20 protein-coding genes and 1 pseudogene are annotated in these 22661 nt (G+C 63.9%); 19 read left to right on the top strand and 2 right to left on the bottom strand.

The annotated features are described in order from the left end of the window. The 5 genes from hflX to QAT43_RS06140 all read left to right on the top strand — a co-directional run. A partial coding sequence (gene hflX, locus QAT43_RS06160) for a GTPase HflX (RefSeq protein WP_305042172.1) occupies positions 1–1092 on the top strand: 1092 nt, incomplete at its 5' end. Positions 1093–1125: 33 nt separating this feature from the next. Further along, the gene (locus tag QAT43_RS06155) at positions 1126–2811 is read left to right on the top strand and encodes a LysM peptidoglycan-binding domain-containing protein (RefSeq protein WP_305042171.1); all 1686 of its coding nucleotides are present in this window, start codon (positions 1126–1128) and stop codon (positions 2809–2811) included. Continuing rightward, entirely contained in the window at positions 2786–3568 is a 783-nt protein-coding gene (locus QAT43_RS06150; RefSeq protein ID WP_305042170.1) for a hypothetical protein, read from the top strand. The genes QAT43_RS06155 and QAT43_RS06150 overlap by 26 nt, the downstream gene beginning before the upstream one ends. 116 nt (positions 3569–3684) lie before the next feature. Then, positions 3685–4410, top strand: a complete 726-nt coding sequence (locus QAT43_RS06145) for a tetratricopeptide repeat protein (RefSeq protein WP_305042169.1) — start codon at positions 3685–3687, stop codon at positions 4408–4410. Between the two features lie 19 nt (positions 4411–4429). Continuing rightward, positions 4430–5140: a Smr/MutS family protein gene (locus tag QAT43_RS06140; RefSeq protein ID WP_305042168.1), complete on the top strand. Its 711-nt coding sequence runs from the start codon at positions 4430–4432 to the stop codon at positions 5138–5140. A gap of 45 nt (positions 5141–5185) precedes the next feature. On the opposite strand, the gene QAT43_RS06135 is transcribed toward QAT43_RS06140, so the two are convergent. Beyond that, positions 5186–7498 carry an Rne/Rng family ribonuclease gene (locus QAT43_RS06135; protein ID WP_305042167.1) on the bottom strand — a complete coding sequence of 771 codons (2313 nt, stop codon included), beginning with the start codon at positions 7496–7498 and terminating at the stop codon, positions 5186–5188. Between the two features lie 348 nt (positions 7499–7846). Between QAT43_RS06135 and QAT43_RS06130 the strand changes: the two genes are divergently transcribed. The 5 genes from QAT43_RS06130 to QAT43_RS06110 all read left to right on the top strand — a co-directional run bounded on the left by QAT43_RS06130 (position 7847) and on the right by QAT43_RS06110 (position 13867). Further along, on the top strand, positions 7847–9769 hold the full coding sequence (locus QAT43_RS06130) for an ABC-F family ATP-binding cassette domain-containing protein (RefSeq protein ID WP_305042166.1): 1923 nt from the start codon (positions 7847–7849) through the stop codon (positions 9767–9769). Between the two features lie 3 nt (positions 9770–9772). Then, a complete protein-coding gene (locus QAT43_RS06125; RefSeq protein WP_305042165.1) occupies positions 9773–11092 on the top strand; it encodes a ParA family protein in 1320 nt (439 codons plus the stop codon). Continuing rightward, entirely contained in the window at positions 11089–12084 is a 996-nt protein-coding gene (locus QAT43_RS06120; RefSeq protein ID WP_305042164.1) for a methyltransferase, read from the top strand. Before QAT43_RS06125 ends, QAT43_RS06120 begins: the two co-directional genes overlap by 4 nt. A gap of 121 nt (positions 12085–12205) precedes the next feature. After that, on the top strand, positions 12206–13159 hold the full coding sequence (locus QAT43_RS06115) for a hypothetical protein (protein WP_305042163.1): 954 nt from the start codon (positions 12206–12208) through the stop codon (positions 13157–13159). Positions 13160–13180: 21 nt separating this feature from the next. Next, positions 13181–13867 (top strand): hypothetical protein, encoded by a 687-nt coding sequence (locus QAT43_RS06110; protein ID WP_305042162.1) that lies wholly within the window; start codon positions 13181–13183, stop codon positions 13865–13867. 80 nt (positions 13868–13947) lie between these two features. On the opposite strand, the gene QAT43_RS06105 is transcribed toward QAT43_RS06110, so the two are convergent. Then, positions 13948–14163 carry a hypothetical protein gene (locus QAT43_RS06105; protein WP_305042161.1) on the bottom strand — a complete coding sequence of 72 codons (216 nt, stop codon included), beginning with the start codon at positions 14161–14163 and terminating at the stop codon, positions 13948–13950. A 156-nt stretch (positions 14164–14319) separates the two neighbouring features. Here QAT43_RS06105 and nadC point away from each other — a divergent pair, with 156 nt between their 5' ends. The 9 genes and pseudogenes from nadC to QAT43_RS06060 form a co-directional block, all read left to right on the top strand. After that, on the top strand, positions 14320–15141 hold the full coding sequence (gene nadC, locus QAT43_RS06100; RefSeq protein ID WP_305042160.1) for a carboxylating nicotinate-nucleotide diphosphorylase: 822 nt from the start codon (positions 14320–14322) through the stop codon (positions 15139–15141). Between the two features lie 51 nt (positions 15142–15192). Further along, positions 15193–16185 carry a biotin--[acetyl-CoA-carboxylase] ligase gene (locus QAT43_RS06095; protein WP_331517558.1) on the top strand — a complete coding sequence of 331 codons (993 nt, stop codon included), beginning with the start codon at positions 15193–15195 and terminating at the stop codon, positions 16183–16185. Between the two features lie 39 nt (positions 16186–16224). After that, entirely contained in the window at positions 16225–16998 is a 774-nt protein-coding gene (locus tag QAT43_RS06090; protein WP_305042158.1) for a type III pantothenate kinase, read from the top strand. A 175-nt stretch (positions 16999–17173) separates the two neighbouring features. Then, entirely contained in the window at positions 17174–19252 is a 2079-nt protein-coding gene (gene fusA / locus QAT43_RS06085; RefSeq protein ID WP_305042157.1) for an elongation factor G, read from the top strand. Positions 19253–19303: 51 nt separating this feature from the next. Continuing rightward, positions 19304–20365, top strand: coding sequence for an SPOR domain-containing protein (locus QAT43_RS06080; protein WP_305042156.1), 1062 nt, complete (start codon positions 19304–19306; stop codon positions 20363–20365). 20 nt (positions 20366–20385) lie between these two features. Further along, on the top strand, positions 20386–21432 hold the full coding sequence (locus QAT43_RS06075) for a hypothetical protein (protein ID WP_305042155.1): 1047 nt from the start codon (positions 20386–20388) through the stop codon (positions 21430–21432). Between the two features lie 30 nt (positions 21433–21462). Next, a complete protein-coding gene (locus QAT43_RS06070) occupies positions 21463–21933 on the top strand; it encodes an MOSC domain-containing protein (protein ID WP_305042154.1) in 471 nt (156 codons plus the stop codon). Continuing rightward, positions 21930–22427: a MogA/MoaB family molybdenum cofactor biosynthesis protein gene (locus tag QAT43_RS06065; RefSeq protein ID WP_305042153.1), complete on the top strand. Its 498-nt coding sequence runs from the start codon at positions 21930–21932 to the stop codon at positions 22425–22427. The genes QAT43_RS06070 and QAT43_RS06065 overlap by 4 nt, the downstream gene beginning before the upstream one ends. A gap of 31 nt (positions 22428–22458) precedes the next feature. Further along, positions 22459–22661 (top strand): annotated as a pseudogene (locus QAT43_RS06060) (hypothetical protein); the annotation flags it as partial.

Here is a 22661-nt window from a genome sequence, read left to right as displayed (position 1 = left end):
CTGATTTCCGCCGGCAGCGAGGCCCGATCCGAACTCGAGGAGTCCCTCAACGAGCTTGCGGAACTGGCGCGCACCGCCGATGTGGTCGTGCTCGACCGGGTGGTGCAGCGCACCCAGAAGATTCACCCGCGCTTTCTCATGGGGGAAGGCAAGATTCGCGAGGTCATCATTCGTGCCCTGCAACAGGGCGCGACGCTGCTGATTTTCGATCAGGATCTGTCTCCCGGTCAGGTGCGTTCCATTTCCGAGATGACGGAAATGAAGGTCATCGACCGCACCCAGTTGATCCTCGACATCTTCGCCCGCCGCGCCCATACCCTCGACGGCAAGGTGCAGGTCGAGGTCGCGCAGCTCAAGTACTTGATGCCGCGCCTGCTCGGCAAGGGCACCGCCATGTCGCGGCTGATGGGCGGCATCGGTGGGCGCGGCCCCGGGGAAACCAAGCTGGAGATCGATCGGCGGCGCATCCGCGAGCGTCTCTCGCGGCTGGAAAAGCAACTGGAGGAACTCGCCCGGGGCCGTCGTCAGCGCCGTCAGCGGCGCATTCGCGCCGAGGTGCCCATCGTTTCCATCGTCGGTTACACCAATGCCGGCAAGTCGACCCTGCTCAATGCCCTGACCCAGAGCGCGGTGTTCACCGAGGACCTGCTCTTCGCCACTCTCGATACCGCCACCCGGCGCCTGCGTTTTCCCGAGGAACGCGAGGTCATCATCACCGACACCGTCGGCTTCATCCGCAAATTGCCCAAGAGCTTGCTCGGCGCCTTCAAGGCGACCCTGGAAGAACTCGAGGATGCCGATCTGCTGCTGCATGTGGTGGATATATCGGCCGAGCGCTTCGAGGAGCATATCGCGGCCGTCGAGCGCATCCTGCAGGATCTCGATCTGGCGCGAATTCCCCGGTTGCTGGTGTTCAACAAAATCGATCGTTTGCCCTCCGGCGAGGTGGCGGCCTTGTGCCGCCGCTTTGCAGCCATCCCCGTCAGCGCCCTGGAGCGCGCCACCTTCACCGCGCTGCTCGAAGAATTGCAGCAGCGCTTCTGGCCCCAGGAAGCCTCTCTTCCGGACCCGAGGCCGGACGCGTCCCTGTAGGTTCGTCTTTCGTTTTTCAGGAGGTTGTTTCCGATGCGCGGATTTATTCTCGTTCTGTTGATCGCTCTGTGGCTGGGCGGGTGTCAACCCGCTGGGCCGCGGCCTTCCCTCGTTGCGCCTTCCCCAGCTCTTTCACCCGTCGCACCCATTCAGGCCCCTTCCGCCAAGGACGTCGTTGCTGCCCGCCGTGCGGCGGTTCCCGAACCTCTTGCCGAGGAGAATTTCGCTGCGCCCCTTGACGAGGAGGGCGAATCCTACGGTGACGAGGCGACGGATGAGGATCTCTATCTGCTCGGCGCCTCCCCCTTGTTTCCCGATGCCGAGGGGGAGACAGTGCGCCACGAGGAGGTTATTTTTGATTTTCCCGTAATGGAGAATGCCCGAGTCCGTTATTTCCTGGACCTTTACAGTGGACCGGCGCGCGGCACCTTCACCCGCTGGCTGGAGCGTTCGGGCCGCTATGTGCCCATGATGCGGCAGATTTTTGCCGAATATGGCGTGCCCCAGGATCTGGCCTATCTCGCCATGATTGAATCTGGTTTCAACAGCCGCGCCCAGAGTTGGGCCAAGGCCCTGGGCCCCTGGCAGTTTACCGAAAGCACCGGACGCCACTATGGCCTGCAGGGGGACTGGTGGTTTGACGAGCGCCGCGATCCGGAGAAATCCACCCATGCCGCGGCCCGCTACCTGCGAGACTTGCACCAGCAGTTCGACGGCGACTGGTATCTGGCGGTGGCGGCCTATAACGCCGGCGGCGGGCGCATTCAGGGGGCGATCCGCACCCTGGGCACACGGGATTTCTGGGAACTGACCCGCGGCGAGCACTTGCAGCAGGAAACCCGGCAGTTCGTGCCCAAGCTCCTCGCCGCTCTGCTGATCGCCAAGGAGCCCGAGAAATACGGATTTACCGATCTCAACTACCTTGAACCGCTGGCCTATGATGTGGTCAAGCTCCCCTCGGCGACGGATCTGGAAGTGGCGGCCGAACTCTGTGGCGCCTCCTATGAAGACCTCAAGGCGCTCAATCCGGAACTCAAGCGCTGGAGCACGCCGCCGGGGCGTAAAAATCACGCCCTGCGCATCCCCCCCGGCACCAAGGAGCACTTTGCCCAGGCCTACGCCAAGCTTCCCGCCGCCGAGCGGCTGCGCTACGCTCGTCACCGGGTGGCGCCCGGCGATACCCTGAACAAGGTCGCCAAGCAGTACAATATTCGCGTCGAGGATATCCTGACCCTCAACCGCATCGAGAATGCCCGGGCCCTGCGGATCGGCAGCGATCTGATCCTGCCCCTCAAGCCAGGCTATACCCAACGACCGGTCAAGGAACTTGCTGATGATACCAAGCGCACGCCGCGGCGTACCTACACGGTGAGGAAGGGTGACAACCTGTGGTCCATCGCACGGCGTTTCGAGGTGAGCGAGGGAGATCTGCGCACCTGGAACAAGTTGGACCGCAAGGCCGTGCTGCGGCCCGGACAGCAGTTGACGGTCTCCGCGGCGCCGGTGCGCACCCCCGCCAAAACCGCGGCTCCGGCGAAAAGCAAGGCCGCGTCACGGGTGGTGTACACCGTCAAGCCCGGCGATACCCTCTGGGACATCGGCCGGCGCTATCAGGTCGATGCGCGCGAAATCCTCAATTGGAACAACCTGCCCCAGGGCCATGTCCTGCGCCCCGGGGATCAGTTGATGCTGCATGTACAAGCGGACCAGCGTGGTTGAATCGCGGCGCGCCCTGTTTCTCAACCGCCTGACCGGTGCTCTGCCTCAGGGCTATGAGCGGTTGTATTTCGGCAGCGAATTCTGCTGCTGGAGTTTTCCCGAAGCGGAGCGGATCGAGGCAGCCCTGGGCGCCGCTCGGGCGGCAGGGATGGCTTTCACCCTGGCAACGCCGGTGGTGGCCGAGGATTTTCTCCCAGGGCTGCGCAAGACTTTGGATCTTATTGCGCCGGCCTTGCAGGACGGTGATGAAATTCTTCTCTCCGACTGGGGCGCGCTAACCCTCGCGCGTGCGGCCTGTCCCCAGGTTCCCTTGGTGCTGGGGCGGGTGTTGTCAGGGCAAAAACGCGGTCCCCAGATTCTGGATCTCGGCTTGCGTGGGGCGGCCCTGGATTATTTCCGGCGCGGCAGCTGGTACGGCGCGCATGCCCGGGAGTTGCTCGCCGAGTTGGGCATTGCGCGGGTCGAGCTCGACAACCTCTTGCAGGGTGTGGCGGCCTTGCCGGCGGGCCTGCAAGGCTCCCTGCATCATCCCTATGCCTTCGTCACCTCAACCCGTGGCTGCCCCTGGCGCCCGCCAGGCAGCCGCGGGCCCTGCGGCCAGCCCTGCGGGGAGGTTTTTTCCCTGATCTCATCCCGCGAGCCCGGCACCCTGCTGCAGTGCGGCAACACCCAATTTCTCGAAAATCCCCGTCTGCCTGAGAACCTCGCCGAGTTGGGCATCGATCGGCTGGTCTTCCATCCCCACTTGCCGCGCTAAGCGATCGCCGGCTTTCATGCCCGTGGCGCGCCACGCGGAAGTTTTTGACATTTCCCGGGCGGATTGTTAGACTCACTCGCCGCTAGATACCCCACGGGAAAGGAAGCCCCCGTTCTATGTTCAACCTTGCCATCTCCCTCGCGCTCTGTCTTGTCTCCACGGTGGTTCTGGTTCAGTTGGCCGGCCTGGATCTCTGGCTGGCGTCGCTGATCGCCCTGGTGCTTTTTACGGTTTGCTACCTGCTGCTGACCCGCGCCGTCATGAAAAAGGTGGCGAACCTCATGGAGTCGGCGCAGCGCGACCTTCAGGGCGGGCGCGTCGACAAGGCGGTCAAGACCCTCGAATCGGGCTACCGTTTCGCCAATTGGCAGTTCTACGTCAAAGGCCAGATCAATTCCCAGATCGGCACCCTGCTCTATCTCAAGCGTGATTTCGCCAAGGCCTTTGATTATCTGCAAAAAGGTTTCGTGCGGCATTGGGTGGGCATGGCCATGCTGGCCATCTGTTACATGAAGCGCAACCAGACCACCAAAATGGTCGAAACCTTTGAAAAGGCGGTGGCCGCCAACAAAAAGGAAGCGCTTCTGTGGGCCCTCTACGCTTACTGCCTGGAAAAAGTCGGCGACAAGGAGAAGGCCGAGCAGATTCTGGAAAAGGGCCTCAAGAAAGCCGGCGCCGATGAGCGTCTCTCCGCCAATCTCGAGGCCCTCAAGGAAGGGCGGCGCATGAAGATGCGCGCCTTCGGCGATCTTTGGTATCAGTTTCACCTGGAGAAACCCGGCGCCGTGGTCAAGGAGCAGACCCGGGCCGTCATGGGACGGCGCAAGATCGTGCGGCGCTAGCCCGGCGGGGAGTCAAGCCATGGCTCGCAAGAAACGGCCGCAGCCTTCGGCCGAAGTCAAGCAACCTCAGTTTGCTCACAACCCCTTCAGGGATCTGAAGGGGTTGTCTGTTTCGGCGCCGCCCGGCAAAACCCCGAAGGTCAAGGAGGCTAAGCCGGTTCCGCTGCCAGCCGCGGAAAAGGATGAACTCCTGTTTTTGGAGGAGATGGCCTTTTTGCGCGTCTCTCCAACCAAGCACCGCGCCGCCGGGGAGGGCGAGGACCCCCTCGCCGAGCCCGAATGGGAGGAAGATTCCGAAGGGTCGCCGCCTCCACCCGTACCGCTCCCCGAGGACGACCAAACCCTTTTCCTGCGGGCGCTCGGGGAAATGCAATGCACCTTCCGTGATGAGCTTCCCGTTGAACCGCCGGAGCCCCAGGCCTCGCCGCGGCGCATGCGCGAACTGGAACGGGGGCGGTTTAAACCCGAGGCCGAACTCGATCTCCACGGCCTGGATCGGATGCGCGCCCGGGAGCGGGTGCGGCATTTTCTCGACAATTGCCGTCATCAGGGGCTGCGCACCGTTCTGGTGATTACCGGTGTCGGCCATCATTCCAACGAAGAACCGGTGCTGCGCGGCGAAGTCGAGCGCTTTTTGAACGAGGAAGGACGCTCCTGGGTGATCGAGTGGGGACGTGCTCCGCGCCGCTACGGCGGCGCGGGCGCCTTGGTGGTTTTTCTTAAAAAATAAACGAATGAAAATGCGAAAGGCTGCCGGGGGCAGCCTTTCGCATTTTCAGGATTCCGCTTTTTCCGCGACCGGCGCGCCTTCAGCCTCAGCGGCTTGGGGTCCCGGCTTGGCTTTTTTTCGCGCCGTGGCGCGGGCCTTGGGCGGCTTGGCCGGTTTGGTGGGTTCAGCGTCCGGTCCTTCGGCAAGGGGTTTGGCAGCCGGCTTGCGCGCCCTGGCGGTCTTGGGCTTGGCCGTTGCCGTCTCGACCGCCGAAGCCGCCGAAGCCGCTTCGGAATTCTCGCCAGGATCCTGGGATTCCGCCGCTTTCTTGGCGCGGCTGCGGCGCGGGCGGGCCGGACTCTTTTGTTCCTCGGCGGGGCTGGCGGCGGCGTCCGATGGTACCTCCGGCGGTGGCGCGGGCAGGGGCGAGGGTTCCAGGTCCAGGTCGCGTGACAAGGCCAGGTCCGCGACAGCCCCTTCGGCGGCAGCGATGGTCGCGCCATTGGGGCTTTCCGTTTTCTTGCGGCGGCGGGAGCGGGGTTTTTTCTTCGCCTTGGGGGCCGCCGGAGCCGATCCCTGCACCGGCTCGGCGACGACCGTCGCGACGGGAATCGCGAACTCTTCGACTGCAGGAGCCGATTCCTCGGGTGCCTCCTCCTCGTCAGCCTCTTTTTCAGCATCGGTTTCCGGTACTTCGCCGCCGGTTGATTTTTTTCGGCGTCGGCGTCGGCGTTTCTTCTTGCCGGATTTCTCCTCCGCTTCCGTCTCGGGTCCGGCCGGGGTGGTCGCCTCTTCCTTGCTCTCCGAGGAAGCCGCGGACTGTTCCATGGCAGGGGCCGGTTCGAGCAGGCTGCTTGGCTCCGCTGAGGGAATTTCCAGCTTTTCCCGAGGCTCGTCCTCTTTCTCGCGGCGCACCAGGTTCAGGTCGGATTGATGGGGCAGCAGGCCGGCGCGCCCGTGGAGAATGATCTTGAGGTCGTATTTCTGCTCCATGCCCACCAGCTCTTCACGCTTGTGGTTGAGCAGGAAATCGGCGACATCGAGGGGAACAAACCCTTCGGCCTGGCGGATCTGCCCCTTGGCGACCGCCGTCTGGATACGTCGCAGGAACGCCACGCCTTGCGCCTCGGAGCTCTTGATGCGGCCGCGCCCCTGGCAGTGCGGGCATTCCAGGTAGGAGGCCGCGGCGAGCATGGGCTTGAGGCGCTGGCGGCTCATTTCGAGCAGACCGAACTGGCTGATGCGCCCCACCGTGACCCGCGACTTGTCCTTCTGCAGGGCATCGCGGAGGGTTTTTTCGACCGCCTTGATGTGCTTGCGGTCGCGCATGTCGATGAAATCGATGACGATGAGGCCGGCCAGGTCGCGCAGACGCAGTTGACGGGCGATTTCCACAGCCGCTTCCAGGTTGGTTTTGCTGGCGGTGGCTTCAATGCCCTGCTCGCCGGCCATTTTGCCCGAGTTGACGTCGATGGCGACCAGGGCCTCGGTGGCGTCGAGCACGATGGATCCGCCCGAGGGCAGGGGTACCTTGTTGTGGGCCATGGTCTCGATCTGTTCCTCGATCTGGTAGCGGGAAAAGATCGGTCGGCGTTCCTGATGCAGTTTGACCAACCGCAGTTTGTCGGGCATGAGCATGCGGAAAAATTCCCGCGCTTCCTCGAAGACGGTGGGATCGTCGACCAGCACTTCCTCGGTGTCCTCGGTGAAATAATCGCGGATGCAGCGGATGATCAGATTGGATTCCCGAAACACCAGGCTCGGTGCCTTGAGCTGGCGGCTGCGTTCCTCGATGCCGCGATAGACCTTGACCAGGTTGTCGAAATCACGGCGCAGTTCCTCGGGCGGCTTGCCGATGCCGGCGGTGCGCACGATGTAGCCCATGTTTTCGGGCAGGTCGAGCTCGGCCATGGCTTTCTTGAGTTTTTTGCGCTCGGCTTCTTCCTCGATCTTGCGCGAGACCCCCTTGGTGGGGCTTTCCGGCATGAGCACCATATAGCGCCCGGGCAGCGAAAGGAAGGTGGTCAGGGCCGCGCCCTTGGTGCCGCGTTCTTCCTTGAGGACCTGAACGAGGATTTCCTGCCCCGGACGCAAGATTTCGTTGATGCGGGCACGGCTGCGTCCGTTGCTGTCGCTTTTCGGCAAAAGCGCGGGATGAATTTCACCAATCTGCAGAAAGCCCAGCCGCTCCGCGCCATAATCGACGAAAGCGGCCTGCAGGCCGCTTTCCACGCGAACCACAAGGGCCTTGTAGATATTGCCCCGGGTTTGTTCCTTGCCGGTGATTTCAATGTCGAGTTCGGTCAGAAAGCCATCCTCGACGATGGCCACCCGATGTTCCTCGGGATGGGTGGCGTTGATCAGCATCTTGCGACTCATGGGATCGATCCTTTGCGGGGCGCGCCGGGGGGCCGCCCCTGAAATGGTTTGCCGTCGGCCTGACTCAAGGCGACGCTCGGTCCGGGCTCGACGGTCGTCACCTAGGCGACAGCACAGAGGCTGCTCCTCGAAGGGGGACGTTCTCCGGAGGCTCCGGTGGAAAAAATCAGGCAGCGACCCCAGGGGGCGAGGCATCTGCCCGGATTTTCGTGAAATTTGGCTCGGCCGAGGGCCGAGTCTGGGCAGAATATAACAGACTCGCCCGCCTTTGGATAGAGCCAAGCTCTGAAAAAGAGTATTCATTTTAAATGTTTTAAGCGCTCTGGGGGCTGTGCTATAAGAAAGGGCATGTTTCAACTCCAGAACGTAAAAAAGTTTTTTGGGGACCGGGCCGTCTTCGCCGGCATCGACTGGACCATCAACGCCCAGGATCGGGTCGGATTATGCGGCGAGAACGGCGCCGGCAAGACCACCCTGCTGCGTCTGCTGGCCGGGCAGGTCAGTCCCGACGCCGGCCAGGTGCAAAGCGGCCGGGAAACGACCATCGGCTATCTGCCCCAGGATGGCCTCGAATATCGCGGGCGCACGCTATTCGATGAGGTGCGCGGCGCCCTTGACGAACTCCTGCGTCTGGACGCTGAAATCAAGAGCCTGGAGCAAGCTCTCGCGCACGGCGAGAACCCGCGTGACCTCGAGCGCTACGCCTTGGTGCAGGAACTGTTTCTGCAGCGAGGCGGCTACGCCATGGAGGCGGAAATCGGCAAGGTGCTGCATGGCCTGGGCTTTGCCGAAAGCGATTGGCAGCGGCCCTGCGAGCACTTTTCCGGCGGCTGGCAGATGCGTATCGGCCTGGCCAAGCTGTTGCTGCGCCGGCCCAATCTGCTGCTGCTCGACGAACCCACCAACCACCTCGACCTTCCCGCCCGTGACTGGCTGGAGGACTATCTGGTTCATTATCCCTTCGCCGTGGTGCTGGTGTCCCATGACCGCTTTTTTCTCGATCGGGTGGTGACCCGCATTGTCGAGATCTGGAACGGCCGGCTCACCGAATATCCCGGCAATTACAGCCGCTACCTGGAGGCGCGCGAGGCGCGGGTCAGCGCGCTGCGCGAGGCGCGCCACCGTCAGGATGAGGAGATCGCGCGCATCGAGGCGTTCATCAACCGGTTTCGCTATCAGGCCAACAAGGCGGCGCTGGTGCAAAGCCGCGTCAAGCAGCTGGAAAAGATCGAGCGCATCGAGGTGCCGCCGGCGCGCAAGAAAATCGCCTTTCGCTTTCCCGATCCGCCCAAGGGCGGACGGCTGGCCCTGGAACTTCAGGCCGTGTCTCACGGCTACGCCGATCTGCAGGTGCTCAACGCCGTGGATCTGGCCGTGGAGCGCGGCGAGCGCCTGGCCCTGGTGGGACCCAACGGCGCCGGCAAGTCGACCCTCATGCGGCTGCTCTCCGGGGTGGAGCAGCCCCTGCGCGGCTTGCGTCATGAGGGGCATAACCTCCGGCTCGGCTATTTCGCCCAGGATCAGGCGCGGGTGCTTGACGGCAGCCGCACCGTGCTGGAGGAAATCACCGCGGCCGCCCCCTTCGACATGGTGCCGCGCGTGCGCGATGTGCTCGGCGCCTTTCTTTTCTCCGGCGATGATGTGCACAAGCGCGTCGCGGTGCTCTCGGGCGGCGAACGCAACCGCCTGGCCCTGGCCATTTTGCTGCTGCATCCGGCCAATCTGCTGCTGCTCGATGAGCCCACCAATCATCTCGACCTCCACTCCAAGGAGGTGCTCCTCGATGCCCTGCGCCATTATGCGGGCACCCTGGTGTTCGTCTCCCATGATCGCTATTTCGTCGACGCCCTGGCGACGCGCGTGGTCGAGGTGGGCGGCGGGTGTCTGCTGAGTTACCCCGGCAACTACGAGGATTTCCTGCGGGCCAAGGAACAGACCGGCGACCGCAGCCATTCGCGCGAGCGGGTCGAGCAGCGCCGGGAACAGACCCTCTCAGCGGTCGAGCCCGAGCGGGGCCGACAGGCGCAACTGGAGCGCAAGGAGGCCAAGCGTCAGGAACGCCGCCGGCAGAAGGATCTCGACGAAGTGCAGGCGCTGATCGAAGACTGCGAGACCGCTCTCGCCGCCCTTGAGACGCGCATGGCCGCGCCGGACTTTTTCGCCGACGCGGCGCGGGCACGCGAGGCCGGAGCCGAGCATGAGCGGCTGCAGGCCGAACTGGCGCGGCTCTACCTGCGCTGGGAAGACCTCGAACTCGATGTGGCGGGCTAGGCCATGAGGGCGGGCGGGGCGCCCTTCGTCGTCACCGTCGCCAGCGAAAAGGGCGGCGTGGGCAAGACCACCATCGCCACCAATCTCGCTGTCTACCTCAAGGCCCTGCGCGAGGATCTCCCGGTCACCATCGCCTCCTTCGACAATCATTTCAGCGTCGATGCCATGTTCGCCATCGGCGGCCGCGGAGGGCACCCCGTATCCAGCCTGCTCGGATCGGATGTCGCCGCGCGGGTGACGCTGGGAGAATACGGCGTGGGGTTTTTCGCCTCCGAGCGCCGCCTGATCGCGCCCAACGACGATACGGCAAGCCTGCGGGCCGCCCTGGAGGTTTCACGCTTGGGCGGCGTGCTGATTCTCGACACCCGGCCGATTCTCGATTATTTCACGCGCAGCGCCCTGGTCGCGGCCGATCTGGTATTGGCGCCGGTCAAGGACCGCGCCTCCCTGGTCAATGTCGCGGCCTTGCAGCGTGCCCTGCGCGACGAAGGCGGCGACGAGGCGGCCCTGTGGCTGCTGCCGAGCCTGGTCGACGGCCGCCTGCGCCTGGCGGAAGGGGTGGGCGTGCAGGAATTCCTGGAATTTGCCGCCCGCGAACGCGGTTACCAGATCGCGCCGACGGCCCTGGCCAAGAGTCCCAAGGTCGAGGGACTCGCCCTGGGCAGCGCACGGCGGGTCTTTCCGGTTCTCACCCATGCGCGCGGCACCCAGGTGCATCGCCAGCTGCGGGATCTCGCGGAGTTTGTCCTGCAAAGGTTCGATGCCCAGCCCCCGCCCGGTCGCCGACGCTCCTGGGCGCAAGCCTCCGGCGGCCCTGGACGGGTTCGCCGCCGGCGCCTCGCTGCCGGCTGCCCCCTGTGCGGGGAAATGCCCGCGGAGGGGACCGGCTGGTTTTGCGAGGACACGGCGCGCCGGCGCCAAAGCCTCGTCCACACCGATTGTCTCGCATCCCTGGTGGGCGGGGCGGAGCCGAGCCTCAGCGATCCCGGCACGGCTCTGCTGGTGCTGGAAAAGCCTGAGCCGGGTTGGCACGAGGGGATGTCCGTGGCTTTGTTCGGTTATGATGCCTCAGGCCGCCCGGCCGAGGGCCTCGCCCAAGCTAATCTGTCGTCCGCCCATGCTTGGGATCTGTTGCGTGCCCTTACCGGCCGTTTGCCGGAAGAATTGCCCGCGACCCGGGTTTTTCTGGCGCCCGGTGGGACGGATGCGCGGGACTGCCCCGCGGCGGGGGGCTATGGGCGTTTTGCCGCGTTGCGGCGCAAGGTTCTGCGGCCTTGGCGCCATGACGACCAGCGGGCGACATCAAGGGAGGATGGAGAATGAAGCTTGAGAGTTTTCAGGATCTGCTGCGCCTGGCCGGTGGGTTTCAGCCGGCAAAAACTTTCCTGGTGGCCAACGACCTGGATCTGTTCGCCGCTCTGAGCCGGCCCCGTGCCGCCGAGGAACTGGCGGCCGAAAAAGGCCTGCAGCCCCGCGCCCTTGGCATTCTGCTCGACGCCCTGACGGCCATGGGCCTGCTCCACAAGAGCGCGGCGGGCTACCACAACGCCGATCTTGCCCAAACCTGGCTGAGTGCCGGGCCGGGCTATCGCGGCCATATCTTCAAGCACCTGCACCATTGCTGGCAGGCCTGGAACGGTCTTGAGCGGATTTTGCGCGAAGGCAATCTGGTGACCCCCATGGAGAAAGAGATTCTGGTCGACAGTGAGCGCTGGAATCATATCTTCATCAACGGCATGGACGACGTCACCCGCGAGTTGGCGCCGCAGGTGGTGGCGCAACTCGATCTGTCCGATGTCGAAACGCTCATGGATCTCGGCGGTGGCCCCGGCACCTACGTCGCCGAATTTCTCTCGCGCTTTCCGCAATTGCGCGAGGTCCGGCTCTTCGATCTCCCCGAAACCCTCGAGGTGGCCCGGGCAAAGCTGGCTGCCCGAGGTCTGCTCGACCGGGTGGATCTGATTGCCGGCGATTTTCAGCGCAACGATCTCGGCACGGGGCTTGATGCCGTGTGGATTTCCCAGGTGCTGCACTCCCAGAGCGAGGCGGGCTGCCGTGCGCTCCTGGAGAAAGTCTGGCGCGCCCTCAACCCCGGGGGGCGTGTCCTGGTGCATGAATTTTTCCTCGACGACGATCGCGCGGGTCCCCTGCGCCCGGCCATTTTTGGCATGCACATGCTGGTCATGACCGAGGGGGGCAGGGCCTACAGCCGCGCCGAGGTCGCGCAGTGGCTCCGGGAGATCGGTTTCCAGGGAGTCGAGGCGCTGCAGGTGAGCGAGGATACCGGCCTGGTGACGGGCCGCAAGCCTGGGTAGGGCCGTGGAAGGTATCGGCCGATGCCGCGATATTTGCGGTTGACAGTGAGTTTTGGCTAATTATAGGATTGTCAAGATTTTGCGGCTTTAGGGCCGCGCGCTTTGGAGAGCGACCAACCGCATGATTCTTCTGCCTCGCGGAAATCCCGTCAAGGAAAAGCTCAATCCCGCCCGCGTCGATCTTCCCGGTGCCCTGGGCAAGCTGCACCAGGGGAGTTTTACCGGCTATCTGCGCTTTGAGGGCGAGGAGGAGACCGGCATCCTGATTTTCGAGCGCGGCAGGCTGGTCAGCGCCCTGTATGAAGACAGCGCGGAGCGATGGGTCGCCTACGATGCCATCGGGCGGATCTTTGAGGTTTCGCTCCTCGGCAAGACGACCCTCGACATCTATCAGCTCTCGCCCGAATTGGCGCTGAGCATTCACGCCCTGTTGCACGGCGAAGTGCTCTACCGCGGCCAGGAGCTCAAGCTCATCGACATCAAGGGATTGCTGGGGCGCATCCGCGAAGAGCGGCTCAACGGCTGCCTGCGCATCTATGCCGGCGAACGCATCGCCCTGATCTTCTATGACCGGGGCAACGCCCTGGGGTTTTTTCACGATGGCGCGACGGACATCGAAACCACCGCCGATGTGTCCATGTCCATCGCCCGCCTGCCCGGGGCCAAGATCGATTTACTCGCCACGGCGAGTTTTGATGAATTGCAACTGGCGGATTTGCAGGCCTCCGCCGATCTCGCGGCTTTGTGGCAGCGCGCTCGCGCGCGGGTGCAGGAGCGCCGCCGCAGCCAGGAGGCCGAGGAAGGCCGTGCCCTCGAGGAACGCGAAGCCCAGCGCCGCCGCCAGGTCCTCGAATTTCTGCGCGATACGGCGACCCGTCATCTGGGCAAGGTCGGTGCTGCCCTGACGGATAAGGAATTCGACAAGGCCGTCAGCGCCAGCGCCCTGATGACCGAGGCAACCCTGGTCAATTTCTACCTCGCCCTCGGCAAGGCGGCGCGTTTGCTGGCCGGAGCCTCGGTGGTCACACGCATGCTCGAAGAGATGAAATCCGGAGTCAAGTCCCTACTTAAATAAGCAGCCGGAGGAATTGTGGTCATGAACCTGAGTGTCTTGCAGGTTGGTCTCTGGCTGATCGCCGGAGCGGTTTCCTTTTATTTCAGCCTCGGCAATGCCCGCGTCTGGACCAGCATCTGCCTGGGATTCATCCTGATCCTCGTGGGCGAGATCATTCCCGCCGCCGTGCCCTTTCTGCCGGGCCTGGACATTCCGCAGGTCCAGGCCATGGGAGCGATCATCGGCACCGTCGCCATCATGGTCATGACCCACGGGTTCATGGAGTACTACGTCTTTTCCCGCACCTTGGAGGTGGAGGGCAAGAGGCGCTTCGTTTATCTCGGCACGGGACTGGTCATCCTGGGCTCGCTGGGCTTTGTTCTCGTCAATCCCGTTCCGTCCGCGCGCACCCTGGAAATCATCCAGATCATCGCCAATGCCAACTGGGTGTTTTTGTCTCTCATCAACATCGACATGATCCGCAAGATCTATCTAAACGTGAAGGAGACGCCCATCGCCAAGGCATTTCTCGCCTTCATGGTGGTGTTCCTGTTCATTTTCCTGTGGAAAGGATCGCTGCTCTACATGCAGGTTTACGACCTTCAGGCCCTGGCGGCGGCTTATCCCTTCCGCTTTGAGTTCTCGCAATTCTGCGCCAACCTGGGCAACGTCCTCGCCAGTCTTTCCGTGGGCGCGACCTTTCTCTATCTGGCGCGCCTGCTGCGCTGAGCGGGGCGGGGATTGGGACGCAAAAAAGCCGCTGCCCTTAGGGGCCAGCGGCTTTTTTGCGAGGGCGTGCGCGAGGCGGATCAGCCGCGGTTGCCGCGGCTTTTAAGTTCCTGGCCGCAGCGGCTGCAGAACATCTTGATCAGAGTGCCTTCGCGGTCGGGCTGGGAGCGCGTTTTTTTCGCGCGGCCGGCCGACTCGTCGTCCTTGCCGAGGTTGCGCGAGGTGGGCGTTGCCAAACCCTCGCGATGTTCCATGCCGAAGCAGTTGGGGCAGGTGACCTGGTCACGGGTTTTCATAGGGCTCCTCAAGTTAAAAATTATTATGGACTTTTAACAAAAAATCGCGAAAAAGTAAAGAAAATCATGCACCTCGGCGGGCGGCTTTTTCCGTTGCCGGGTCTCTGAGCGCTATGTTATAAAAAGCTGTTTTCATAAAACTTTCAGGGGTTTTTCATGTTTGAGATCGAGCGCATCATCCGCACCGCCCTGCTTGAGGATATCGGCGCGGGGGATCTGACCACCGAGGCCACCATCGCTCCGGGAACCCAGGCCGCGGCGCGCCTGATCGCCAAGGAGGATTTCACCCTGGCCGGCATCGAGGTGGCGCGACAGGTTTTTGCCACCGTGGATCCGCGCATCGCCTTTGTCGCGCGCAAGGCCGACGGCGAGTCGGTCGCCAGGGGTGAACTGCTCGCCGAGATGCAGGGGGATGCGGCGTCCCTGCTCAAGGGCGAGCGCGTCGCCCTCAACCTCATGCAGCGCATGAGCGGGGTGGCGACCCTGACCGCTCGCTTCGTCGCGGTCGTTAGCGGCACCGCGGCACAGATCGTCGATACCCGCAAGACCACGCCCGGCCTGCGGATCCTGGAGAAATACGCGGTACGCATGGGCGGTGGGCGCAATCACCGCTACGCGCTCTACGACGGTGTGCTCATCAAGGAAAATCACATCGCGGCGGCCGGCGGCATCGGCCCGGCGGTGGAAGGGGCGCGCCGCCGCCTGTCCCATATCCACAAGATCGAAATTGAAACCCGCAACCTCAGCGAGGTCCAGCAAGCCCTGGACGCGCGGGTCGATGTGATTCTTCTCGACAACATGGACCCCGCCGGACTGCGCGAGGCCGTGGCACTCATCGCCGGGCGGGCGGTCACCGAGGCCTCGGGGGGCGTCAACCTGGAAAGCGTGCGCGCCATTGCCGAAAGCGGCGTCGATCTGATTTCCGTCGGGGCGCTGACCCATTCCTACCGGGCGGTGGATATCTCCATGCTGTTTTGACCTCCCTGGGGCGATGCGTCGGCCCTGGAGTCCTTTTTCTTTCGAGTTGCCATGACCACTGCCTCGCAAAATTCCCAGGACCGGCTGCTTTCCTTGCTCCGTGCGCAGGACGGCGATTGGATATCCGGCGAGGAACTGAGCCGGCGGCTGGGTGTTTCACGCACGGCCGTGTGGAAGCAGATTCGTGCTCTGCGCCGGCGAAATTGCCAAATCGAGGCCGCCGCGGCGCGTGGTTACCGCCTGCTGGAGGTGCCTGATCTGGTGACGCCCGGAGAAATCCAGGCGGGCTTGCGGACCTGCCTGGTGGGGCACGAACTGGTTTACTTCAGCGAGACCGATTCCACCAACATCCAGGCCCAGCGCCTGGGTGAGGAGGGCGCGCCCGACGGCACGGTGGTGGTTGCCGACGGCCAGAGTGCCGGCAAGGGCCGCTTGGGTCGGCGCTGGCATTCGCCGCCGGGGGTCAATCTGCATCTTTCGGTGCTGCTGCGTCCCGCCGTCCCGCCGCAGCGGGCGCCCCAGCTCAGTTTTGTCGCGGCGGTGGCCGTGGCACGCGCCATCCGCGAATATTGCGGTTTGGCGGCGGACGTCAAATGGCCCAACGATCTGTTGCTCGACGGCCGCAAGGTCGCCGGGCTGCTCAGCGAAATGAATGCGGAAAGCGAGCGCATTCATTACGTGGTGCTGGGCTTGGGCATCAACGTCAACCTGGAGGCCCATCAGTTTCCCGAGGATCTGCGTTACCCCGCCACCTCGCTCAAGCTGGCGACGGGCCGCCGTTGGCCGCGCGCGCCCCTGGCACGGCTGCTGCTGCAGCACCTTGATCAACTCTATGCCCAGTTTCTCGGCGAAGGCTTCGCGCCCATCGCTCGCCAGTGGGAAGAGCTCTGCCCCTGGCAGGGGCGGCGGATCGAGGTGGATCGCGGCGCCGACCGGGTGCAGGGGCTGTTTGCCGGGATCGACGAACAGGGTGCCCTACTCCTTGATGAGGGCGGCGGCGCGCCCCTAAAAATCTACGCCGGCGATGTGCGTCCCCTGGACTAGGGGTTTTTCCGACAACCACCAACCGACGACAGAAATTCCATGCTTCTCGCCATCGACATCGGCAACACCAACACGGTTCTGGGGCTTTACGACGGCAGCAGGCTGGCACGCAGCTGGCGCATCAACACCGACAAGGCGCGCACCGTGGATGAGTACGCCATCGTCATCCACGACCTGTTCCGGCTCTCCGACATCCATTTTCGCGACATTCACGACGTCATCCTGTCCTGCGTGGTGCCGCCGCTGCTGTTCACCTTCGAGCAGCTGTGCCGCCAGTACTTCGGAAAAAAGCCGCAGGTGGTGGGGCCGGGAATCAAAACCGGCATGCCGATTCACTACGACAATCCCAAGGAGGTCGGCGCGGATCGCATCGTCAATGCCGTGGCGGCCTACGAGCGCTATCATCGCAGCCTGATCATCGTCGATTTCGGCACCGCCACCACCTTTGATTTCATCTCGGCGCGCGGCGAGTATCAGGGCGGCGCCATCGCGCCGGGCGTGGGCATTTCCGCCGAGGCTCTCTTCGAGCGCGCCAGCAAGCTGCCCCGGGTGGAGATTTCCCGGCCCGCCCAGGTGATCGCCAAGACCACCGTGGCCAGCATGCAGGCGGGCATTTTCTTCGGCTACGTCGGCTTGGTCGACGGCATCGTCAGCCGCATGAAGAGCGAATCCCGCGAGGAGCCCCTGGTGGTGGCCACCGGCGGGCTCGCGGCGCTCATCGCGGAAAGCTCCAAGACCATCGACGAGGTCGCGCCGGATTTAACCCTCGAGGGTCTGCGCATCATCCACGGCCGCAATCGGGGTGCTTTTTGACAGTCTGCCCAGCCGGTGCTAGACTTGACCGATCCAAGGAAAGCCTAATTATTTCAAGGAGGTGACGGAGCTCAGGAATTCGTGCCCTGGCCAGAGTGATCCTGCCCGGATGTCTTTTCCACCAAGGTTGTCATGCGACACAAGGTCGCCACGCAATGGAGTGAAAGGAGAAACCATGGGAAAGTACGACACCACGAAGATCAGAAACTTGGGAATTGTCGCTCACGGCGGGGCGGGTAAGACCTCGCTGGTCGAAGCGATTCTCTTCGACACGGGCATGGTCGATCGCCTCGGTCGGGTCGACGACGGAACCTCCAACATGGATTTCGAGCCCGAGGAGATCAAGCGCGGCATAACCCTGAGTTCGAGTCTTCATCACTGCGAATGGCAAGGCCATAGCCTGCACATCGTCGATACCCCCGGTTTTTCCAACTTTCTGCATGACACCCGCAACTGCCTGCGCATTCTCGGCGGCTCCGTCGTGATCGTTTCGGCCATCTCCGGCGTCAAGGCCCAAACCCAGAAAATCTGGGAATGGTGCGACGAATTCGAGGTGCCGCGCATCGCCTTCGTCAACAAGTTGGACCGCGAGCGCGCCAATTTCCTGCGCGCGGTGGATGACATGGCCAAGTCCCTGGGCAATCGCCCGGTGGTGGTGGTCATGCCCATCGGTCAGGAAGCCGAGTTTCGCGGCATCATCGATCTGGTGCGGATGAAGGCGCGCATTTTTCAGTTCGACGAGAAGGGAACCTACGAGGAAGGCGAGATCCCCGCCGACTATCTCGATGAGGCGCGGCGCCTGCGCGCCCTGCTGCTCGAAGCGGTGGCCGACGCCGATGACGAACTCATGGAGAAGTATCTCGAAACCGAAACCCTCAGCGAGGAGGAAATCCTGCGCGGTTTGCGCGAAGGAACCCTGACCGGAACCTTCACGCCGGTGCTGTGCGGCAGTGCCACCGCCAACATCGGTATCCGCCAACTCCTCGACTACATCGTTTATTGCCTGCCCTCGCCCATCGACAAGGGCGAGCAGCACGGCAAGCATCCCGCGACCGGCGCCGACGAAGTACGCCAGCCCAGCGAGGACGGCCCCTTCTCCGCCATGGTCTTCAAGACCATCAGCGACCCCTACACCGGCAAACTGACTCTCTTGCGGGTCTATTCCGGCGCCCTCAAGTCCGATTCCAGCGTTCACAACCCGTGCAAGGACGTCACCGAGCGGGTCGGGCAGATCTTCGAGATGGAAGGCAAGAAGCAAAAGCCCATCAGCTTGGCGGTGGCCGGTGATATCGTCGCCATTCCCAAGCTCAAGGCGACCACCACCGGCGATACCCTGTGCGACGAAGCCAAGCCCATCATCTTCGAGAGCCCCATGCCCCTCAAGCCGGTCATCAGCTTTGCCCTGCAGACCAAGAGCAAGGGCGATGAGGACAAATTGAGCCTGGCGTTGCACAAGCTCATCGAGGAAGATCCCACCCTGCAACTCGGTCGCGACGAGGATACGCGGGAAATGATCCTGTCCGGCATGGGCCAGGTGCATCTGGAAGTGGCGGTGGAGCGGCTCAAGCGCAAATTTGGCGTGGAAGTTGAATTGAAGGAGCCCAAGGTGCCCTACCGGGAAACCATTTCCGGGCGCACCCGGGTGCAGGGCAAGTACAAGAAACAATCCGGCGGCCGCGGCCAGTTCGGCGACGTATGGATCGAGATGGAGCCCCTGCCGCGCGGCGCCGGCTACGAATTCGTCGACAAAGTCGTGGGCGGTGTGGTGCCGCGTCAGTATATTCCGGCGGTCGACAAGGGCATCCAGGAGGCTTCCCACCAGGGTATTCTCGCCGGTTATCCGGTGGTCGATTTCCGTGTGGCGCTGGTCGATGGTTCGCACCATAGCGTCGATTCGTCGGAAATGGCCTTCAAGGTGGCCGGCTCCCTGGCCTTCAAGAAGGCCCTGGAAGCCTGCAAGCCGGTGCTGCTCGAGCCCCTGATGGTCATGGAAATCACGGTGCCCGACGATTGCATGGGCGACGTCATCGGTGATATGAACTCGCGGCGCGGCAAGGTGCTGGGCGTCGAGCCCAAGGCCGGCAGCCAGTTGATCCGGGTACAGGTGCCCATGGCCGAAGTGTTGCGCTACGCGCCGGAGCTGCGGTCCATGACCTCCGACCGCGGCATGTTCACCATGGAGTTCAGTCACTATGAGGAGGTGCCGCCGCACCTCACCGCGCGGCTGCTCGCCGAGCTGAAAAAAGCCGAATAGCCGGCCGCAAATTGTCACTTGAAGCAATAAATGGATGGAGGACCGATCAGGATGACCGACAAGGACGATCTGAAATTCGACATCGAGGAGAAGGAGTTTTCCTCCGACGAGGCGATGGCGGGCGGGGGAAGCGACCCCAACCAGGCGGACGGGTCGGATCAGCCGATCGAGCCGAGGAACAAGGGAGCCTCGCAACGGCTCCTGGTGTTGCTGATCCTGCTGTTGCTGGTGGTTGTCGGAGCGGCCGCCTGGGTCTATTTCAGCGGAACCCAGGCGCCCGCTCCGCCGCCCCTGGCGGGCGGCGTGGCGCCGACGCAAAGCAAAACCCTGCCGGTGCCGGCGCGCGAATCCGCCGGCGAGACTCCCGCGCAAGCTCCGACCGCCTCGGTGCCTGCCGCGGAGCAGCCCGCGCCGCCGACCGCGGTTGAGGAAAAGCCGACGCCTTCCGCCCTGGCCGAGAAGGGCTCCGAGGCCGCCCCGCACGCCGAGACTCCTGCCCCGGTTGCCGCGGCCAAGGAGCCGCCCGCCGAGTCCGCGACTCCTTCGCCGGCCCCGGCTTCCGCCGCCGCTTCGCGCGAACCCGCGGCCATAGCCACATCCCCGGATATCACCGCGGCTAGCGAGCCTGCCCCCGCCGCCGCTTCCGTGGCGGCGCCGCCCGCCGGTCGGTTCACGGTTCAGGTCGGGGCGTTTGCCACCCCGCCGGTGATTGCCGAAACCCAGGCCAAGATCCGTAGCCTCGGTCATGAGCCCCGCCTGCGCCAGATCCAAACCAAGGGACAGCTGGTACGCTTGCGCGTCGGCACCTTCTTCCCCAGCCAGGGCGAGGCCAAGATGGGTGAGATTCGCCTCCAGGGCGGAGAGCCTTTTTTCCTCATGGATGGCGATCTGATGGTGGTTTACGCGGGCTCGTTCCAGAGCGCCGAGCGCGCCGCGCAGCTTGCCCAGCGTCTCCAGGCGGTGGGCATCCATGTGGCCGAGGAGCGGGTTGGGGCCCAGGTGTCCCTGACCCTGGTGCGCTTTGGTGATTTCCTGACTCGCGCCGAGGCCGAACAGGCCGCTGCCGCCGCCAGGGCCAAGGGCATGGAGGCGCAGATCATCCGGCTGCGCTGATCCGGCCTGGCGCGCGAATCATGTCCGATTCCTCCGTTTCCCGGCGCATGCGGGTTTCACCTCAGGTCGCCCGGATCATTGCCGCGGATGCCCCCCGCGCGGTACAGCTCGATGCCGCTCGGGGGTCCTTGCCGTTGAGCGGCGGCGACCTTCTGGCGGTTCTGCTGTTTCTCCATCAGCGTCCTGACGAGGAAATCCGCCAGCAGGCGCTCCATACCCTGCGGTCCCTGCCCACCGACCTGCTGTTGTCCGCCGCCGGCGATCCACGAACGCCCGCGCAACTGCTGCACCTGCTTGCGCGCACCCACCTGCGGGACAGCGGAATCCTCTCCGCCGTGATCGCGAATCCTTCCACCGCCGATGCGACCTTGCTGGGCATTGCCCGCCAGGGGGACGCCGCGGCGGTCGAATGCCTGGCCGCCAATGACCGGCGTCTCGCGGCCTGTGCCGGGATTGCCGCGGCCATTTCCGCCAACCCCAAGGCCGATCCCTCCCTGCGCCTGCGTTTAACGCGGGGGACACCTGAGGTGCCGGTGGTGGAAACGCCGCCCGGCGCGCGGGACCAAGACCCCGACGAGGCGCAAGGCGAGGAAGAACCCGCCGAGGCGGCCGAGGGGGATCCTGAGGAAGAAGGGGCGCAAGAGGACATCAATCAGTCCAAATACCAGCTGTCCCTAGACATGCCGGTGGCCGAGAAAATCAAGATGGCCCTGACGGGCGACAAGGAATGGCGCACCATCCTGCTGCGCGACTCCAACAAGCTGGTGTGCGGGGCGGTTCTCAAGAATCCGCGCATCACCGACGGCGAGGTTCTGGCCGTGGCGCGCAACCGCAGCGCCGGCGACGAGCTCATTCGCTTGATCCTGCTCAACAACGAGTGGATCAAGGTGCCGGAAATCCGCAAGGCCCTGGTGGTCCACCCCCGCACGCCGCTGCCCAAGGCGCTGCGCTTTCTCAATGCCTTTTCGGAAAAAGAATTGAAACAGCTGGCCAAAAGCCGTAATGTGTCCCAGGTCATCGCCAACAGCGCCCGGCGCATGCTGATGGTCAAGGAGAAGAAGAGCTAGGTTAACCGCCAGTTTTCAGGAGCCTGTAGGATGCAGCAAGGGGAAATCGTTGCCGTCTGCACCAGCCCCGGCAAGGGCGAGCGTAAGAAGGATGTCGGCCAGGGCCGCTTGGTCGCTGGTTTTGGCCTGGAGGCCGACGGCCATGGCGGTGACTGGCATCGTCAGGTAAGTCTGCTCGGCATGGAAAGCATCGCCAAGATGCGCGCCGCCGGTCTTGACGTGGGGCCGGGCGATTTCGCCGAAAACCTGACCACCCGCGGGCTCGACCTCTGTCGTCTGCCCCTGGGCACGGTGCTTCAGGTCGGCGATGAGGCAGTGCTGGAAATTACCCAGATCGGCAAGATCTGTCATGATCGCTGCGCCATCTATTATCAGGCCGGCGACTGCGTGATGCCCAAGGAGGGAATCTTCGCCGTGGTGCGCCAGGGCGGCCCCGTGGCCAAGGGCGACGCGGTGCGGGTGCTTGAACTGGGTCAGGGAACCTCCCCGGCGGCGCCATGAGCGAACAGCGCTTTTCCATCGGTGTTCTCACCCTGTCCGACAAGGGCGCGCGCGGCGAACGCGTGGATGAAAGCGGTCGCGTCATCGCCGAAATGGTCGCCGGCCTGGGCGAGGTTCGCTGTTACGAGGTGATTGCCGACGATGAGACACTCATCGTCGCCAAACTCGTGGCCTGGTGCGATCGCGAGGGGCTGGATCTGATCCTGACCACCGGCGGCACCGGTCTGACGCCCCGTGATGTCACACCCCAGGCCACCGCGCGGGTTCTCGATTACGAGGTGCCGGGCATGGCCGAGACCATGCGCGCCGCCAGTCTTGCCAAGACCCCTCACGCCATGTTGTCCCGAGCCTTGGCCGGGGTGCGCCGCAAGACCCTGATCGTTAATCTGCCCGGCAGTCCCAAGGGGGTGCGGGAAAATCTCGAGGTGGTGCTGCCCGCCTTGCCCCATGCCCTGGCCAAACTCAAGGGCGATCCTTCCGACTGTGCGCGCTGATTCCCTTTCGTCCCGGACGAGGCTCCACGCCATGCCGAAAAAAATCCTTGTCGCCGTTGCCGATCCCGATTCGCTTCCCCGCCCCGAGGGCTTTTTTGGCCGCGAGGAGTTCGTGTTGCTGCACGCTCGGGACGCGAGTGATGCCCTGCGCCTGATGGAGCAGGAGGAACCGGCGCTGGCCTTGGTCGGCCTGGATTTGCCCCCGACGGACGGCGCCGCTTTCTGTCGCCGAGT

This window comes from Geoalkalibacter sp. (assembly GCF_030604225.1).
In the GTDB taxonomy this organism is placed as follows: Bacteria; Desulfobacterota; Desulfuromonadia; order Desulfuromonadales; family Geoalkalibacteraceae; genus Geoalkalibacter.
Note: the sequence above shows the minus strand (reverse complement) of the source record. Positions and strands in the feature narration are given on the sequence as shown.